The organism is Pseudomonas sp. YQ_6, assembly GCF_043103245.1.
In the GTDB taxonomy this organism is placed as follows: domain Bacteria; phylum Pseudomonadota; class Gammaproteobacteria; order Pseudomonadales; family Pseudomonadaceae; genus Aquipseudomonas; species Aquipseudomonas alloputida.
Genome location: NZ_JBICJR010000071.1, coordinates 37,741 through 54,270, shown reverse-complemented (window position 1 = coordinate 54,270; position 16,530 = coordinate 37,741). Strand labels below are relative to the sequence as shown.

General features: G+C 61.4%; 14 protein-coding genes. 9 read left to right on the top strand and 5 right to left on the bottom strand.

Annotated elements, in window-relative coordinates; all coding sequences use genetic code 11:
* The first annotated feature begins 230 nt into the window (after positions 1-230).
* A complete protein-coding gene (locus ACF8FG_RS24925) occupies positions 231-1,271 on the top strand; it encodes a histone deacetylase family protein (protein ID WP_019437625.1) in 1,041 nt (346 codons plus the stop codon).
* Positions 1,272-1,273: 2 nt separating this feature from the next.
* The gene (locus tag ACF8FG_RS24920; protein ID WP_019437626.1) at positions 1,274-2,377 is read left to right on the top strand and encodes a polyamine ABC transporter substrate-binding protein; all 1,104 of its coding nucleotides are present in this window, start codon (positions 1,274-1,276) and stop codon (positions 2,375-2,377) included.
* Positions 2,378-2,408: 31 nt separating this feature from the next.
* Here the strand turns inward: ACF8FG_RS24920 and ACF8FG_RS24915 are convergent, their stop codons facing one another.
* On the bottom strand, positions 2,409-3,938 hold the full coding sequence (locus tag ACF8FG_RS24915; RefSeq protein WP_014589163.1) for a PLP-dependent aminotransferase family protein: 1,530 nt from the start codon (positions 3,936-3,938) through the stop codon (positions 2,409-2,411).
* Between the two features lie 89 nt (positions 3,939-4,027).
* Between ACF8FG_RS24915 and ACF8FG_RS24910 the strand changes: the two genes are divergently transcribed.
* The 3 genes from ACF8FG_RS24910 to ACF8FG_RS24900 are packed head-to-tail and all read left to right on the top strand — an operon-like array spanning position 4,028 to position 5,794.
* Positions 4,028-4,657 (top strand): FMN-binding negative transcriptional regulator, encoded by a 630-nt coding sequence (locus ACF8FG_RS24910; protein ID WP_014589164.1) that lies wholly within the window; start codon positions 4,028-4,030, stop codon positions 4,655-4,657.
* An 11-nt stretch (positions 4,658-4,668) separates the two neighbouring features.
* Entirely contained in the window at positions 4,669-5,115 is a 447-nt protein-coding gene (locus tag ACF8FG_RS24905; RefSeq protein WP_003253286.1) for a GNAT family N-acetyltransferase, read from the top strand.
* Positions 5,116-5,122: 7 nt separating this feature from the next.
* Positions 5,123-5,794 (top strand): GNAT family protein, encoded by a 672-nt coding sequence (locus tag ACF8FG_RS24900; RefSeq protein WP_318077718.1) that lies wholly within the window; start codon positions 5,123-5,125, stop codon positions 5,792-5,794.
* A gap of 120 nt (positions 5,795-5,914) precedes the next feature.
* Here ACF8FG_RS24900 and oadA read toward each other — a convergent pair whose 3' ends face one another.
* Together oadA and ACF8FG_RS24890 are read right to left on the bottom strand one after the other, a co-directional pair.
* On the bottom strand, positions 5,915-7,723 hold the full coding sequence (oadA, locus tag ACF8FG_RS24895; RefSeq protein WP_318077719.1) for a sodium-extruding oxaloacetate decarboxylase subunit alpha: 1,809 nt from the start codon (positions 7,721-7,723) through the stop codon (positions 5,915-5,917).
* 11 nt (positions 7,724-7,734) lie between these two features.
* Positions 7,735-9,150, bottom strand: coding sequence for an acetyl-CoA carboxylase biotin carboxylase subunit (locus ACF8FG_RS24890; protein ID WP_003253279.1), 1,416 nt, complete (start codon positions 9,148-9,150; stop codon positions 7,735-7,737).
* Between the two features lie 189 nt (positions 9,151-9,339).
* Here ACF8FG_RS24890 and ACF8FG_RS24885 point away from each other — a divergent pair, with 189 nt between their 5' ends.
* Complete coding sequence (locus ACF8FG_RS24885; protein WP_010955834.1) at positions 9,340-10,302, top strand: LysR family transcriptional regulator; 963 nt, start codon at positions 9,340-9,342, stop codon at positions 10,300-10,302.
* Here ACF8FG_RS24885 and ACF8FG_RS24880 read toward each other — a convergent pair.
* Together ACF8FG_RS24880 and hexR are read right to left on the bottom strand one after the other, a co-directional pair.
* Entirely contained in the window at positions 10,244-10,462 is a 219-nt protein-coding gene (locus ACF8FG_RS24880) for a PA3496 family putative envelope integrity protein (RefSeq protein WP_061405728.1), read from the bottom strand. The genes ACF8FG_RS24885 and ACF8FG_RS24880 overlap by 59 nt on opposite strands.
* Before the next feature lie 209 nt (positions 10,463-10,671).
* Positions 10,672-11,538: a transcriptional regulator HexR gene (hexR, locus tag ACF8FG_RS24875; RefSeq protein ID WP_003253273.1), complete on the bottom strand. Its 867-nt coding sequence runs from the start codon at positions 11,536-11,538 to the stop codon at positions 10,672-10,674.
* Between the two features lie 103 nt (positions 11,539-11,641).
* Between hexR and zwf the strand changes: the two genes are divergently transcribed.
* From zwf to ACF8FG_RS24860, 3 genes are all read left to right on the top strand, one after another.
* Positions 11,642-13,084, top strand: coding sequence for a glucose-6-phosphate dehydrogenase (gene zwf, locus ACF8FG_RS24870; RefSeq protein ID WP_003253271.1), 1,443 nt, complete (start codon positions 11,642-11,644; stop codon positions 13,082-13,084).
* Between the two features lie 214 nt (positions 13,085-13,298).
* The gene (gene uvrD / locus ACF8FG_RS24865; RefSeq protein WP_004575197.1) at positions 13,299-15,485 is read left to right on the top strand and encodes a DNA helicase II; all 2,187 of its coding nucleotides are present in this window, start codon (positions 13,299-13,301) and stop codon (positions 15,483-15,485) included.
* A gap of 131 nt (positions 15,486-15,616) precedes the next feature.
* Positions 15,617-16,471 (top strand): Tim44 domain-containing protein, encoded by an 855-nt coding sequence (locus ACF8FG_RS24860; protein ID WP_014589167.1) that lies wholly within the window; start codon positions 15,617-15,619, stop codon positions 16,469-16,471.
* The last annotated feature ends 59 nt before the right edge of the window (positions 16,472-16,530 follow it).

The window sequence follows — 16,530 nt, the reverse complement described above, 5'->3', positions numbered from 1 at the left end:
GGACATTGTAGGAGCGGGTTCACCCGCGAAAGGGCCGGGCCTGCCGGCTAATGTCCAAAGGCCGTTCACCGTAGCCGCCGCTGCCTTACCCGCGACGAGGCTGGGATAGGTCACCACCCATCCGGCCAAAGACCTTGGCCATATCGATCCCCTTTTGGCCGTTTGCGTCGTTCTCCCCTGCTGATCAGCCCATGACAATGGACCCACGCCAGTCCCACCGGAGAACAACAATGCTGACGATCTATTCCGATGACCACCGCCTGCACCACGGCCGCTGCGAGCTGATCGATGGCAAGCTGATGCCCTGTTTCGAAATGCCTTCGCGCGCCGACCATGTGCTCGACCAGGTGAAAAAACGCAACCTCGGCGACATCCAGGGCCCGACCGACTTCGGCCGTGCGCCGCTGTTGCGCGTCCACAGCGCCGATTACCTGGATTTCTTCGAAGGCGCCTGGGCGCGCTGGGCTGCACTGGGCCACGAGGGTGACCTGCTGCCCTTCACCTGGCCGGCCCGCACACTGCGCCAGGTCAAGCCGACCGGCCTGCATGGCGAACTGGGTTACTACAGTTTCGACGCCGGCGCGCCCATCACCGCGGGTACCTGGCAGGCTGCCTACAGTGCTGCGCAAGTTGCCCTTACCGCCCAGGCAGCGATTCAGCAAGGCGCCCATGCCGCGTTCGCCCTGTGCCGTCCGCCAGGGCACCACGCTGCCGGCGAAGTGATGGGTGGCTACTGCTATCTGAATAACGCCGCCATCGCTGCCCAGGCCTTCCTTGACCAAGGCCGACGCAAGGTCGCCATCCTTGACGTCGACTACCACCACGGCAACGGTACGCAGGACATCTTCTACAGCCGCGACGACGTGTTCTTCGCCTCGATCCATGGCGACCCACAGGACGAATTCCCGTTCTTCCTCGGCTATGCCGATGAAACCGGCGAAGGCGCAGGCCAGGGCTACAACATCAACTACCCCTTGCCCGCCGGTAGCGACTGGGCCGCCTGGAGCGCAGCCCTGGAGGATGCCTGCAAGCGCATCGCCAGCTATGACGCCGACGTGCTGGTCATCTCCCTGGGTGTGGACACCTTCAAGGACGACCCCATCTCGCAGTTCAAGCTGGACAGCCCGGACTACCTGGAAATGGGCAAGCGCATCGGCCAACTCGGCAAGCCGACCCTGTTCGTGATGGAAGGCGGCTACGCTGTGGAAGAAATCGGCATCAACGCGGTCAATGTGCTGGAAGGCTTCCAGCGCGCCCAGCCAGGAGCCTGATAATGGTCCGACTCAAACGTCTGCTCGCCCCTTTCATCGCTGCCACCCTGTTCGCAGGCGCCCTGCATGCGCAAGCCGAGCAGCGCACCCTGCGTGTATATAACTGGTTCGATTACATCACCCCGCAGACCTTGACTGCCTTCCAGAAGGACAGCGGCGTGAAGCTAGTGTACGACATCTTCGACACCAACGAGGCGCTGGAAGCCAAGCTGCTGACCGGCAACTCCGGCTATGACGTGGTGGTACCGTCCAACGTGTTCCTCGCCAAGCAGATCGAAGCAGGGGTGTTCCAGCCGCTGGATCGCAGCAAGCTGCCGAACTGGCAACACCTGGACCCGGCACTGATGAAGCTGATCGAAGCTAACGACCCGGGCAACAAGTTTGCCGTGCCGTATATGTACGGCACCGTGCTGATCGGCTTCAACCCGGGCAAGGTCAAGGCTGCACTCGGCGACAACGCGCCGGTGGACAGCTGGGACCTGATCTTCAAGGAAGAGAACATCGCCAAGCTCAAGCAGTGCGGCGTGGCCCTGCTCGACTCGCCGTCGGAGATTCTACCGCTGGCCCTGCAGTACCTGGGCTTGCCGCCGAACAGCGACAAACCGGCTGACTACAAGAAGGCCGAGGAGCTGATGCTGAAGATTCGCCCGCATATCACCTACTTCCACTCCTCGAAGTACATGGCAGACATCGCCAATGGCGACATCTGTGTGGCAGTGGGCTACAGCGGCAGCTTCTCGCAAGCAGCCAACCGCGCCCGTGAGGCAAACAACGGCGTGATGGTGGACATGCGCCTGCCCAAGGAAGGCGCGCCGATCTGGTTCGACATGCTGGCGATTCCAAAGGGCGCAGCAAACCCGGAGGATGCGCATACGTTCATCAATTACCTGCTGCGGCCAGAGGTGATTGCGCCGATCAGCGATTTCGTGGGGTATCCGAACCCGAACAAGGATGCGACCGACAAGGTGAATCCGACGATTCGCAACAACCCCAACCTGTATCCGACGGCAGAGGCGATGGCCAAGCTGTATACCCTCAAGCCTTTGACGCGAGATGCCGAACGGGCCAGGACCCGCGCCTGGACGCGGATAAAGTCCGGTACCTGATGTTGAACCGGGGGCTGCTTTGCAGCCTCCTTCATTTTCTCCAGACTTTGCGTAGTTTCATCAAGGCCTCGGCTATCTCGCCCTCCGGCACTGCCGCAAAGCCCAGCACCAGCCCTGCCCGCTTATCCACAGGCACCTCGCAGTCCGCCAACCAGAAATTGCTCAGTGGTGTCACTTCCACCCCCACCGCCTCAGCCTTGGCCACCAACTCCTGCTCCCGAGCAAAGTTATCCACATCGACCTTCACATGCAGCCCAGCCGCCACTTCCGGCATTGCGCCCAACCCCGGAATATCCACAGGCCAACCGGCCTTGAGCACATCGCGCCGCTTCAATGCCGCCTTGCGCATACGCCGGATATGCCGCTGAAAATGGCCACGGGCCATGAACTCGGCCATCACGCACTGGCTGCTGACCTCCGAATGCCGCACCGCCAACGCTTTGCCTTGGCTGAAAGCCTGCACCAGCTTCGACGGAAGCACCAGGTAGCCCAGGCGTAACGCCGGGAAGGCGATCTTGCCGAAGGTGCCGACATACAGCACCCGCCCGTGCCGGTCGAGCGCTGCCAGCGGGGCCAGCGGTGCACCGCTGTAGCGATACTCGCCGTCGTAGTCGTCCTCGATGATCCAGCCGTCACTGCGTTCAGCCCAGGCCAGCAATGCCAGGCGACGTGCAAGGCTCATGGTCACCCCGGTCGGGTATTGGTGCGCAGGCGTAACATAAGTCAGTCGGCAATCCGTCAATTGTTCCAGCCGGCTGCAATCCAGCCCGTCTTCATTCACAGGCACGCCAAACACCCGACCGCCCGCGAGCGTGAAGGCATGAGCGGCCGCCCGATAGCCTGGGTTTTCCACAGCCACACCGTCGCCCGGTTGCAACAGCAACTGTGCACAAAGGCTGATGGCCTGCTGCGCACCGCTTGTGATCACAATTTGTTCAGCCGTACAGCTCAGCCCCCGCGAGCGGCGTAGATAGGCCGCTATCAGATCGCGCAAAGCCGGCTCGCCAGCGGGGTCACCATAGCCCAGTTGCGCAGGCGACGGGTTGCGCCAGAAACCCGCCTGTAGCTTGGCCCAGACGTCAAACGGGAACAGGTCGAATGCTGGAATACCAACGCGAAAAGCACGCGGCGCACCGATTCTGGGCGGTGGCAAATGGTTATTTTTCAGGCGCTGCAGAGGCGCGCTGAAAAGCCTCCCGCTGGATAAATCCTCAGTATTTTCTTCACGAAATGTGGATAAACCTGTTGATAAGCCCAGGGATAACCCTGTGGATACTTGTGTGGACAGTTTTGGCAGCCGGCTAACGTAGGTGCCATCACCGACCCGGCTTTCGATGAAGCCCTCGGCATACAGTTGATCGTACGCGCGCACCACGCTGTTGCGTGAAAGCGCCAACATGGCAGCCAGGTCGCGCGTAGCCGGCAGGCGAGTACCACTGCTCAGGCGCCCATCCAGTACCCGCGCTCGCAACGCCTGATATAGCTGCTGGCTAAGCCCGCGGCTGCGATCCAGGGCGATCCCGGCAGGGTCGAAAGGCAGGATGAGGGGTGACTCGCGCATGATATTGGACCTATGAAAACAGGCATTAATGGATCTTACCCAGAACCAATAGCCTGCCTAGGATGGAACCATTCGACAAGGATCTCGCCATGTACAACAGTAAGCCGCACCAGGAACACGACCTCACCCGCTTGCACCAGCACATGCTAGACACCCGCCTGGCCATTCTGGTCAGCCAGGGCGAACAGGGCCTTCTGGCCACGCACCTGCCGGTGCTGGTCGATACCGCCGAGGGCGATTTCGGCACTGTGTATGCCCACCTGGCCCGGGCCAACCGCCAATGGGAAGACCTGCAGCACGGCGGCGAAGCACTGTTGGTATTCCCCGGCGCCGATGCCTATGTCAGCCCCGGCTATTACCCAAGCAAGGCCGAAAACCCCAAGGTGGTGCCGACCTGGAACTACCTGGCGGTGCACGCTTATGGCCCGGCCGAAGTTATCCATGAGGCCGAGCCGCTACTGTCTATCGTAAGCCGCCTGACCGACCGCCACGAACAGGGTCGCAACGAACCATGGAAAGTCACCGACGCCCCTGCCGACTACATCGAGGGCATGCTCCGCGCCATCGTCGGCATCCGCCTGCCCATCGCGCGCCTGCAAGGTGCACGCAAGCTCAGCCAGAACCGCTCCAGGCAGGACATCGATGGCGTGCGCGAAGGCCTGAGCGCCAGCCCCGATCAACGGGACAACCAACTCGCGGCGCACATGCGCCAACTCTGAAGGAATAGCCCATGCCCAACCTTACCCTGCGCCCTGTCACGGCCCAAGATCACGCGGCCTGGCACGCCCTGTGGCAGGCCTACTTGCACTTCTACGAGACCGAGCTGGCCGATGCCGTCAGCCTGAGCACCTGGCAACGCCTGCTCGACCCCAGCGAGCCAACCCATTCGGCACTGGCCTGGGTCGACGGCAAGGCGGTGGGGATGGTCAACTTCATCTACCATCGTTCCAACTGGAGCATCGAGAATTCCTGCTACCTGCAGGACCTGTATGTGGACAGCACGCAACGTGGCCTGGGCATTGGTCGACAGTTGATCGAGCACGTCTACACCACTGCCAAAGCCGACAACTGCATCAAGGTGCACTGGCTGACCCACGAAACCAACGCCACCGCCATCAGCCTGTACCAGCAGGTTGCCGAGCGCTCGGGCTTCATCCAATTCCGCAAAGGCTTGTAGGCCGCACATGACAGACGCATTGAACTGGAAACCCGCCGCACCCCCCAAGGCCGAGCCCATTGAAGGCCGCTTCATCCGCCTGGAGAAGCTCGATCCCGGTCGCCATGGCGAAGACCTCTGGGAGGCACTGCAGGGCCCGGCCTCCGATCCGGTGCTGTGGGACTACCTGCCCTACGGCCCGTTCGCCGAACGCGCCGCCTTTGACCGCTGGCTGGAAGGCAACGCTGCTGGCCGCGATCCGCTTTTCTACACCGTCATAGACCGCGCCAGTGGCCAGGCCCAAGGCATCCTCAGCCTGATGTCGATCGTGCCTGAACACGGCCGGATCGAGATCGGCCACATTGCCTTCGGCGCCGCCATGCAGCGTACGCCCAAGGGTACCGAGGCGGTGTACCTGCTGGGCAAGCTGGGCTTCGCGCTGGGTAATCGACGGCTGGAGTGGAAGTGCAATAATGCCAACGCCCGCTCCAAACGTGCGGCAGAGCGATTCGGCTTCGTCTACGAAGGGGTGTTCCGCAAGCACCTGGTGGTGAAGGAACATAACCGCGATACGGCGTGGTATTCGATTACCGATGATGAATGGCCGGCGGTGGCTGCCGGGTTTGAGCGGTGGTTGAGTGAAGAGAACCAGCAGCCGGGTGGCCAGGTGGAAAGCCTTGAGATGTGCCGCAAAGGTTAAGCGGTGTGCTGAATCAGGTCTCCTACAAGGGATGCGCGTTGTGAGGTGCGGGTGAGTCCGGCACAAAAAAGGGGAGCATCCGCTCCCCAGAGGTTAACCACTTGTAGATGAGGGCTTAAATCAGCCCTCGATCTCGATCAGGATCTCACCCGGCGTCACGCGATCGCCCTTGGCCACATGGATGGCCACGACCTTACCGGCGATGGCCGCCTGCACTTCGGTTTCCATCTTCATGGCTTCGGTGATCAATACCGCCTGGCCGGCCTTGACCATGTCACCTTCCTTGACCAACACATCAACGATGTTCCCTGGCATGGTGGTGCTCACGTGGCCAGGGTCGGTCGCTTGCTTGCGCTTGCTGCCGCCACCGCTGACGAACTCGTTGAGTGGCTCGAATACCACTTCCTCCGGCATGCCGTCGATCGACAGATAGAAGTGACGCTTGCCTTCGGCCTTAACGCCCACACCGGTGATATCGACGCGGTAGGTTTCGCCGTGTACGTCGATGACGAACTCGGTCGGCACGCCTTCACCGCCAGGTGCAGCCACGGCACCGGCTTCCGGAATCGGCAGCAGAACTTCAGGCGTCAAGGTGCCAGCTTCGCGTTCTTCGAGGAACTTGCGGCCAATGTCCGGGAACATGGCGAAGGTCAGCACGTCTTCTTCGCAACGGGCCAGGGCACCGATGTCGCTACGCAACTTGGCCATTTCCGGCTTCAGCAGGTCAGCCGGGCGCACATCGATCACTTCTTCACTGCCGATAGCCTGGCGACGCAGTTGCTCGTTGACCACACCCGGGGCCTTGCCATAGCCACCTTGCAGGTACAGCTTCACCTCATTGGTGATGGTCTTGTAGCGCTCACCCGCCAGCACGTTGAAGAAGGCCTGGGTGCCGACGATCTGCGAGGTCGGGGTGACCAGCGGCGGGAAGCCGAGGTCTTCACGCACACGCGGGATTTCGGCCAGCACTTCGTTCATGCGGTTGAGGGCGCCCTGCTCCTTGAGCTGGTTGGCCAGGTTGGAAATCATGCCGCCCGGTACCTGGTTGACCTGTACCCGGGTGTCTACCGCGGTGAACTCGCTTTCGAACTGGTGGTACTTCTTGCGCACGGCGTAGAAGTACAAGCCGATCTCCTGCAGAAGCTCCAGGTCCAGGCCGGTGTCGAACTCGCTGCCCTTGAGTGCAGCAACCATCGACTCGGTACCCGGATGGCTGGTGCCCCAGGCGAAGCTGGAGATGGCGGTGTCGATGTGGTCCGCGCCATTTTCCACAGCCTTGAGCTGGCACATGGCTGCCAGGCCGGCGGTATCGTGGGAGTGAATGAACACCGGCAGCGACTGTTCTGCCTTCAGCGCCTTGACCAGCTCGCCAGTGGCGAACGGGGTCAGCAGGCCGGCCATGTCCTTGATCGCCACCGAGTCGCAACCCATGGCTTCCATCTGCTTGGCCTGGTTCACGAAGGCGTCGATGGTGTGTACCGGGCTGGTGGTGTAAGCGATGGTGCCCTGGGCGTGCTTGCCGGCGGCCTTGACCGCTTCGATGGCCACGCGCAGGTTACGCACGTCGTTCATGGCGTCGAAAATGCGGAACACATCGATGCCGTTGACCGCCGCCTTGGCGACGAAGGCCTTGACCACGTCGTCGCTGTAGTGGCGGTAGCCCAACAGGTTCTGGCCGCGCAGCAGCATTTGCAGGCGGGTATTTGGCAGCGCCGCGCGCAGCTTGCGCAGGCGCTCCCACGGGTCTTCCTTGAGGAAGCGCACGCAGGCGTCGAAGGTGGCACCACCCCAGACTTCCAGCGACCAGTAGCCAACCTTGTCGAGCTTGTCGCAGATCGGCAGCATGTCTTCGGTACGCATGCGGGTAGCCAGCAGGGACTGGTGAGCGTCGCGCAGGATCGTGTCGGTTACGTGAATTTTCTTGGACATTATAGGGTTCCTCACAGGCCTGCGTGGGCGGCAATGGCGGCGGCGATGGCCAGGGCCAGCTCTTCGGGTTTGCGCTTGATCGAGTAGTTGGTCAATTCAGGGTGGCTTTCGACAAAGCTGGTATTGAACTGGCCGCTACGGAATTCCGGATTGCGCAGGATTTCCTGGTAGTACGCGGCGGTGGTCTTCACCCCTTGCACGCGCATGTCGTCCAGGGCCCGCAGGCCGCGGTCCATGGCTTCTTCCCAGGTCAACGCCCACACCACCAGTTTCAGGCACATGGAGTCGTAGAACGGTGGAATGGTATAGCCGGTGTAGATCGCCGTGTCGGTGCGCACGCCCGGGCCGCCGGGGGCGTAGTAACGGGTGATCTTGCCGAAGCTGGGCAGGAAGTTGTTTTTCGGATCTTCAGCATTGATACGGAACTGCAAGGCGTAGCCGCGGTGCTGAATGTCTTCCTGCTTGACCGACAGTGGCAGCCCCGAGGCGATGCGGATCTGCTCACGAACGATGTCGATACCGGTGATTTCCTCGGTAATGGTGTGTTCCACCTGCACCCGGGTGTTCATTTCCATGAAGTACACTTCGCCATCGGCGAGCAGGAACTCCACGGTACCGGCGTTCTCGTAATTCACCGCTTTGGCCGCACGCACCGCCAGGTCGCCGATGTAGGCGCGCTGCTCAGGAGTGAGCTGTGGGCTCGGGGCAATTTCGATTAGCTTCTGGTTACGACGCTGGATAGAGCAGTCGCGCTCGAACAGGTGCACTACGTTACCGAAGCTGTCACCGAGAATTTGCGCCTCGATGTGCTTCGGGTTGACGATGCATTTCTCCAGGAACACTTCGGCCGAACCGAATGCCTTGGTCGCCTCGGAAATGACCCGCGGGAAGTTCTGTTCCAGTTCTTCGCGGCTATTGCAACGGCGAATACCGCGGCCGCCACCACCGGAGGTGGCCTTGAGCATCACCGGATAACCGATGCGGTCACCTTCGCTCAGGGCTTCATGAATATCGGCAACGTTGCCTTCGGTGCCCGGGGTTACCGGCACACCGGCGGCGATCATGGTGCGGCGCGCTTCGGTCTTGTCGCCCATACGGCGAATCACGTCGGCGGCCGGGCCAATGAACTTGATCCCGCGCTCGGCGCAAATTTCTGCCAGTTCAGCGTTTTCCGAAAGGAAACCATAGCCCGGGTGCAGGGCATCACAGCCGGTTTCCACAGCCAGGTTCACCAGCTTGCGCGGGTTCAGATAACCGGCCAGCGGCTCGGCACCGATGCTGTGTGCTTCGTCAGCGCGCTTGACGTGCAAGGCATGCCGGTCGGCGTCGGAAAAGATCGCTACCGAGCGAATGCCCATCTCGGCGCAAGCACGCACGATCCGAACTGCGATTTCACCTCGGTTGGCGATCAGGATTTTTTTTATCACTGGAGTCTTCCCAAAGCCGTAGGAACAGTCGAGCCGGTTCTACCGGTCGGCGCGTGACCAGACGTTGCTGGCCAGTCGCGTATTCACCCTAGCGCTGTAGGTCGATAAACAAAAATCAATATTTGTTAGAGGCTGTATTAGCAAAAGCTTATAGTTGGGTAACAAGGTGTTGCCGAAGAGCTGATTAAAATGCGTAAGTCCTTGATGCGTATGACATTGCGTCAACTCCAGATCTTTAACGAGGTGTGCGATTTACGGTCGTACAGCCGTGCTGCGGAGGAGATGGCGTTGACGCAACCCGCCGTTAGTCTACAGATCCGCCAGCTTGAAGAGCTGATCGGCCAGCCATTGTTCGAGTACGTCGGCAAAAAGCTCTACCTGACCGAGGCGGCCGAGGCCTTGCAGCGCGCCAGCCACGATATCTTCGGGCGCCTGGAAAGCCTGGACATGCAGCTGTCGGACATGCAGGGCTCACTGCAGGGTCAGTTGAAACTGGCGATCGAGTCCAGTGCCAAGTACTTCGTGCCACACCTGTTCGCCGCCTTCAAGCAGCGTCACCCGGAAGTCAACCTGACCCTGACGGTAGTCAACCGTGCCCAAGCCATCCGCCGCCTTTCCGATAACCGCGACGACCTGATCATCATGTCGATGGTGCCGCAAGACATGGGCCTGGAGTTTCTGCCGTTCCTCAACAACCCGATCGTTGCGGTTGCGCCGCCACAGCACCCGCTGTGCAAGCTGGAGCAGTTGCGCATGCAGGACTTGGAGCCTCATACCCTGCTGGTCCGCGAGCAAGGTTCGGGAACACGCAAGGCGTGCGAAGAGTACTTCAAGGATAAGCGTGTGCATTTCGCCCAAACGCTTGAAGTAGCCTCGGCCGACGCCCAGCGCGAATGCGTGATCGCCGGGCTGGGAATCGCCCTGTTGACCCGTCACGCAGTCAACCTGGAGCTGGCTACCGGGATGCTGAAGGAATTACCGGTCGAGGAGCTACCGCTGTACCGTAGCTGGTGCGTGGTGCAGGCCAAGGCCAAGCGGCAGTCGCCGGTGGCCTTGGCGTTTCTTGCATTCATACGCGGCGAACGTGCTCTTATCAGCGCGCTTGTTGAACGTTTTTCGGGGAAGTTGCCGCCGACGACTGCCATACCGTGAGTGCTTGCAGCTCGGGGTAGTCCGCCAGGTCGCGGAGCAGTTGACGTTGGTCGCAATAGCTCTCGATCGCGCGGCGGTATTCCATACGACGCTGATCTTTTTCCTGCTGCTTGCGAGCCTTGGCGTTGGGTTGGTACGTACCGTCGAAGTCACGAGCCATTGCCTGTCTCCCAGATAGTATGCGGGAGTTTCAGACTGACCTTGATGGTTTACCGTTTGGCGGTGGAATGGTGACAGAATCGTGAATTTTCACTGCCTGTGCCGGCCTGTTCGGGGGCTTGCCCGCTCCCCAGGAATTGCACCGATCTACAGAGGTGCACAGTACCTCTGGGAGCGGGCAAGCCCGCGAACAGGCCAGTACAGTTGAATTCAGTCGTCTGTAGCCTTGATCGATTTGGGCGACAGACGCAAGCTGCGCAGGCTGCGTTTCACGCTCTTCAGGTGGTTGACCAGGCTAGGCCCGCGCGCCATGGCAACGCCCATCGCCAGCACGTCGATCACCACCAGGTGGGCAATACGCGAGGTCAGTGGGGTGTAGATCTCAGTGTCTTCATGCACGTCGATCGCCAGGTTGACCGTCGATAGCTCGGCCAGCGGCGTCTGGCTGGGGCATAGGGTAATCAGGTTTGCGCCGCTCTCACGCACCAGGTTGGCAGTGATCAGCAGGTCCTTGGAACGGCCCGACTGGGAAATACACACAGCCACATCGCCCGGCTTCAGGGTAACGGCCGACATCGCTTGCATGTGCGGGTCGGAATACGCTGCCGCGCTGAGCAGCAGGCGGAAGAACTTGTGCTGGGCATCGGCGGCAACCGCACCGGACGCGCCAAAGCCGTAGAACTCTACCCGCTGCGCCTGGGCCATGGCGCTCACGGCTTGTTGCAGCGCCTGCGGATCAAGGTGCTCGCGCACTTCCATCAGGGTGTGCAGGGTGGTGTCGAAGATCTTCAGGCTGTAGTCAGCGACCGAATCGTCTTCGTGGATGGCGAACTGCCCGAAGCTGGCCCCGGCAGCCAGGCTTTGCGCCAGTTTCAGCTTCAGGTCCTGGAAGCCCGAGCAGCCAATGGCCCGGCAGAAACGCACGATGGTCGGCTCACTGATACCCACGCTGTGCGCCAAATCGGCCATGGAGCTGTGCATGACGGCAGCCGGGTCGAGCAGCACGTGGTCGGCCACTTTCAGTTCCGATTTGCGCAGCAGGTGGCGCGATTGGGCGATATGTTGCAACAGATTCACAGGCGGGACTCGGTTATGATCGGCTTGCCGGGTTGTAGCTTTCTTGTAGTTATACTACATGGACGCCAACCCGCCCAGTTAAACGAACGTGGAGAGTGGTGGTTTGACTATTCCTTGCGACATTCTGGTCTTCGGCGGCACCGGTGATCTTGCCCTGCACAAATTGCTTCCGGCGCTCTACCACCTGTTTCGCGAGGCCCGTCTGAACCCTGCCGTGCGGGTCATCGCACTGGCCAGACGCAACCTGCCACGCATCGACTATCTCAAGCTCGCCGAACGCCATTGTCGGGCGCAGATTGCCCGCAGCGACTTCGACGAAGAGGTATGGCAGCGGTTTTCCGCACGGGTCGACTACTTCCCGATGGATGCTTCACAGAGCGCCGATTTTGGCCGCCTGGCACGCTACCTGGGTGAACCCGGCGGGCTGACGCGCATCTTCTACCTGGCCACCGCCCCCAACCTGTTCGTGCCAATTGCCAACCACCTGCGCATTGCCGGGCTGGCCGACACCGAAGCGCGCATCGTGCTGGAAAAACCGATCGGTCATTCGCTGGAATCGGCCACAGCCATCAATGAAGCGATTGGCACGGTGTTCGAAGAAAGACAGGTGTTCCGCATCGACCACTACCTGGGCAAGGAAACCGTGCAGAACCTGATGGCCCTGCGTTTTGCCAATGCCCTGCTGGAGCCGGTGTGGCGCAACAACCAGGTCGACCATGTCCAGATCAGCGTTTGCGAGACACTGGGCGTAGAAAACCGCGGTGCCTACTATGATCGCGCCGGGGCTATTCGCGACATGCTGCAGAACCACCTGCTGCAACTGCTGTGCCTGGTGGCCATGGAGCCACCCGCGCAATTCGAGGCAGAGGCGGTACGCGACGAAAAGGTGAAAATCCTGCGCGCCCTCAAGCCGATCACCGGCCAGGATGTGCAGGACAAGACGGTACGTGGCCAATATGGTGCCGGGCGTATCGGCGGCCAGGAAGTGCCGGCCTACTACTTTGAAAAGGACGTCGACAACGACAGCGATACCGAAACTTTCGTTGCCATCGAGGCGCATATCGACAACTGGCGCTGGGCGGGCGTGCCTTTCTATCTGCGCACCGGCAAACGCATGGCGCGGCGCGCTTCGCAGATCGTCATCCAGTTCAAGCCAGTGCCTCACGAACTGTTCAGCGGCGGCCAGGTCAACCAGTTGCTGATACAGCTGCAACCGGACGAACGCATCAGCCTGCGCATGATGACCAAGAGCCCAGGCAAGGGCATGCGCCTGGAACCCGTGGACCTGGACCTTAATCTGGCCCAGGTGTTCAGCCAGACTCGCCGCTGGGAAGCCTACGAGCGCCTGCTGCTGGATGTGCTCGAAGGTGATTCGACACTGTTCATGCGCCGCGATGAAGTGGAAGCAGCCTGGGCTTGGGTAGATCCAATCATCAAGGGCTGTGAAGAGCACTTCCAGGCGCCCCGCCCCTACCCGGCTGGCAGTTTCGGGCCCGAACAAGCCAACAGCCTGCTCGCCAGGCATGGCAGGCATTGGCATGGCTGAATGACCTGCGCGATGGCGCGACCCTTAATCTGAAACAGCAGCAGATGAAGTTCGAAGGTGCGAAATCCATAACGTGAAGGCCATCGCCTGACCATGCCTCAGCCAGCTTGCGCAGGCCGTGACCTGGCCCCGGACCGATGAGCGGGATGCCGCCAGGTGAATATTCATACAGTAGATATTTGCCCCTTACCCGGCATCGCCCTAGAATGGCCCGATGCGCACAGACGACCTCTCTCTCCTGCTGAATTCCCTCAACGATGCCCAACGCCAGGCCGTAGCGGCCACGCTCGGGCGTCAACTGGTGCTTGCCGGCGCCGGTTCCGGTAAAACCCGCGTGCTGGTACACCGCATCGCCTGGCTGATCCAGGTCGAGCAGGCGTCGCCGCACTCGATCCTGTCGGTGACGTTCACCAACAAGGCCGCAGCAGAAATGCGCCAGCGGATCGAGCAACTGCTGGGCATCAACCCGGCAGGCATGTGGGTCGGCACCTTCCACGGCCTGGCCCATCGCCTGTTGCGGGCCCACTGGCAGGAAGCGCGGCTGGTGCAGAACTTCCAGATCCTCGACAGCGACGACCAGCAGCGCCTGATCAAGCGGGTCATGCGCGAGTTGGGCCTGGACGAGCAGAAGTGGCCGGCACGCCAGGCCCAGTGGTTCATCAACGGGCAGAAAGACGAAGGCCTGCGCCCGCAGCATATCCAGGCGGGGGGCGACCTGTTCCTGGCGACCATGCGCGAGGTCTATACGGCCTACGAGCAGGCTTGCGAGCGCGCCGGTGTCATCGATTTCTCCGAGCTGCTGCTTCGCGCCCTGGACCTGTGGCGTGACCACCCGGGCCTGCTGGAGCACTATCAGCGACGCTTCCGCCACGTGCTGGTGGACGAGTTCCAGGATACCAACGCCGTGCAGTACGCCTGGTTGCGCCTGCTGGCACGCGGTGGCGACAGCCTGATGGCGGTAGGCGATGACGACCAGTCGATCTACGGCTGGCGCGGCGCCAAGATCGAAAACATTCACCAGTACACCGCCGACTTCCCCGACGCCGAAATGATCCGGCTGGAGCAGAACTACCGCTCCACCGGCGGCATCCTCAAGGCGGCCAACGCGCTGATCGCCAACAACAGCGGGCGCCTGGGCAAGGAACTGTGGACCGACATGGGCGAAGGCGAACCACTGACCCTGTACGCGGCCTACAACGAGCACGACGAAGCGCGCTATGTCGTGGAAACCATCGAGAGCCTGGTCAAGCAGGGCAATGCGCGCAACGAGATCGCCATCCTGTACCGTTCCAACGCCCAGTCGCGCGTGCTGGAAGAGGCCCTGCTACGCGAGCGCATCCCCTACCGCATCTATGGCGGCCAGCGCTTCTTCGAGCGCGCCGAAATCAAGAATGCCATGGCTTACCTGCGCCTGATCGAAGGGCGTGGCAACGATGCCGCTCTGGAGCGGGTGATCAACGTGCCGCCGCGCGGTATTGGCGAAAAAACCGTCGAAGCCATCCGCGAGCACGCCCGTCACAGCCAGCTGTCCATGTGGGAGGCCATGTGCCAGCTGCTCGCCGCCAAGGCCCTCAAAGGCCGCGCCGCCAGTGCCCTGGGGGCCTTTATCGAGCTGATCGAGGGGCTGGCCGCCAAAGTTGTGGACATGCCGCTGCATACCATGACCCAGACCACCATCGAACAGTCCGGCCTGATCACCTATCACCAGGAAGAAAAGGGTGAAAAGGGCCAGGCACGGGTAGAAAACCTTGAGGAACTGGTCAGTGCGGCACGCAACTTCGAGTCCACCGACGAAGACGCCGACCTTTCCCCGCTCTCGGCCTTCCTTGGCCATGCCTCACTCGAAGCTGGCGATACACAGGCTGATGAGCATGAAGACAGCATCCAGCTGATGACCCTGCACAGCGCCAAAGGCCTTGAGTTCCCATATGTGTTCCTGGTGGGCATGGAAGAAGGCTTGTTCCCGCACAAGATGAGCCTGGAAGAACCCGGCCGCCTGGAAGAGGAGCGACGCCTGGCCTATGTAGGCATCACCCGCGCCATGCGCCAGCTGGTCATGACCTACGCCGAAACACGCCGCCTTTATGGCAGCGAGACTTACAACAAGGTTTCGCGTTTCGTGCGTGAAATTCCGGCAGGCCTGGTTCAGGAAGTACGCCTGTCCAACAGCGTCAGCCGCCCGTTCGGCGGGGCCAAGACGGCCACCAACAGCAACCTGTTCGCCAATGCCAGCATTCCGCAGACCGCGTTCAACCTTGGCCAGCGTGTGCAGCATGCGGTATTCGGCGAAGGTGTGATCCTCAACTTCGAGGGTTCTGGCGCTCAGGCGCGGGTGCAGGTGAATTTTGCCGAAGGTAGCAAATGGCTGATGCTGGGGTATGCCAAGCTCGAGGCTGTCTAAAGCGCACAAGGGTCTGGCCTGCCAACTTTGTAACATCAGGCAAAAGCTCGAAACACTATGTCGCTGGTCATGTGCCCGGGAACCTGTGCACCATGACGCGCGTGCAATCCACAACAGGGGATATCCCACTTATGCAACGTTTTCTTAGCATCGCACTGGCGCTCTGCGTCGGCCTGACGCTGAGCCTGGACGCCAGCGCCAAGCGTTTCGGCGGCGGCAAGAGCTCGGGCTCCGCGCCTATCCACCAGACCCGCCAGGCTACGCCAACCACGCCTGCTGCCGCGCCGACCGCACCTGGCCGTGCACCGGCTGCTGCCAGCGGTGCTTCGCGCTGGTTGGGCCCACTGGCCGGCCTCGCCGCCGGTGGCCTGCTGGCTTCCATGTTCATGGGCGACGGTTTCGAAGGCTTCCAGATCATGGACTTCCTGATCGTGGCGCTCATCGCCTTCCTCGTGTTCCGCTTCATTGCCGCGCGACGTCGCCAGCAGCAGCCACAAATGGCCATGCCAGGCCATGCGCCGATGCAGCGTGAGGCTCACGCGCAGCCTGCGCAGCCGTCGATTTTCGGTGGTTCGGCCGCACCTGCTGCCACAGCCGCACCGGTGATCAACGCGCCGGCCTGGTTCAACGAGCAGAGCTTCCTGGCGGCAGCCCGTAACCACTTCCAGTCGCTGCAGCAGCACTGGGATGCCAATGAAATGGACAAGATCAGCGAGTTCGTTACCCCGCAAATGCTTGAGTTCCTCAAGCGTGAGCGTGCTGAGCTGGGTGATGGCTTCCAGTCTACCTACATCGATAACCTGGAAGTGCAACTGGACGGTGTCGATGACCGCGCCGACCGCACCGACGCTACCCTGACCTTCCGTGGCGTGTCGAAGAATTCGCGCTTCGACCAGGGCGAAGTGTTCAGCGAAAGCTGGCACATGGTTCGCGCCCAAGGCGAGAACCAGCCTTGGCTGGTAGCCGGTATCCGTCAAAACGGCTAACCGCTGCGTGCTAAACAGAGAACCCCGGGCTTGCCCGGGGTTTTTGCTTTTGCCAAAGT

Bases quoted from the DNA above. Each gene is read 5' to 3' on its own strand.
- ACF8FG_RS24905 (WP_003253286.1), top strand. From the start codon at position 4,669: ATGCCCAACCTTACCCTGCGCCCTGTCACGGCCCAAGATCACGCGGCC.
- ACF8FG_RS24900 (WP_318077718.1), top strand. From the start codon at position 5,123: ATGACAGACGCATTGAACTGGAAACCCGCCGCACCCCCCAAGGCCGAG.
- oadA (WP_318077719.1), bottom strand. From the start codon at position 7,723: ATGTCCAAGAAAATTCACGTAACCGACACGATCCTGCGCGACGCTCAC.
- ACF8FG_RS24915 (WP_014589163.1), bottom strand. From the start codon at position 3,938: ATGCGCGAGTCACCCCTCATCCTGCCTTTCGACCCTGCCGGGATCGCC.
- ACF8FG_RS24925 (WP_019437625.1), top strand. From the start codon at position 231: ATGCTGACGATCTATTCCGATGACCACCGCCTGCACCACGGCCGCTGC.
- ACF8FG_RS24880 (WP_061405728.1), bottom strand. From the start codon at position 10,462: ATGGCTCGTGACTTCGACGGTACGTACCAACCCAACGCCAAGGCTCGC.
- ACF8FG_RS24860 (WP_014589167.1), top strand. From the start codon at position 15,617: ATGCAACGTTTTCTTAGCATCGCACTGGCGCTCTGCGTCGGCCTGACG.
- ACF8FG_RS24920 (WP_019437626.1), top strand. From the start codon at position 1,274: ATGGTCCGACTCAAACGTCTGCTCGCCCCTTTCATCGCTGCCACCCTG.
- ACF8FG_RS24910 (WP_014589164.1), top strand. From the start codon at position 4,028: ATGTACAACAGTAAGCCGCACCAGGAACACGACCTCACCCGCTTGCAC.
- uvrD (WP_004575197.1), top strand. From the start codon at position 13,299: ATGCGCACAGACGACCTCTCTCTCCTGCTGAATTCCCTCAACGATGCC.
- ACF8FG_RS24885 (WP_010955834.1), top strand. From the start codon at position 9,340: ATGCGTAAGTCCTTGATGCGTATGACATTGCGTCAACTCCAGATCTTT.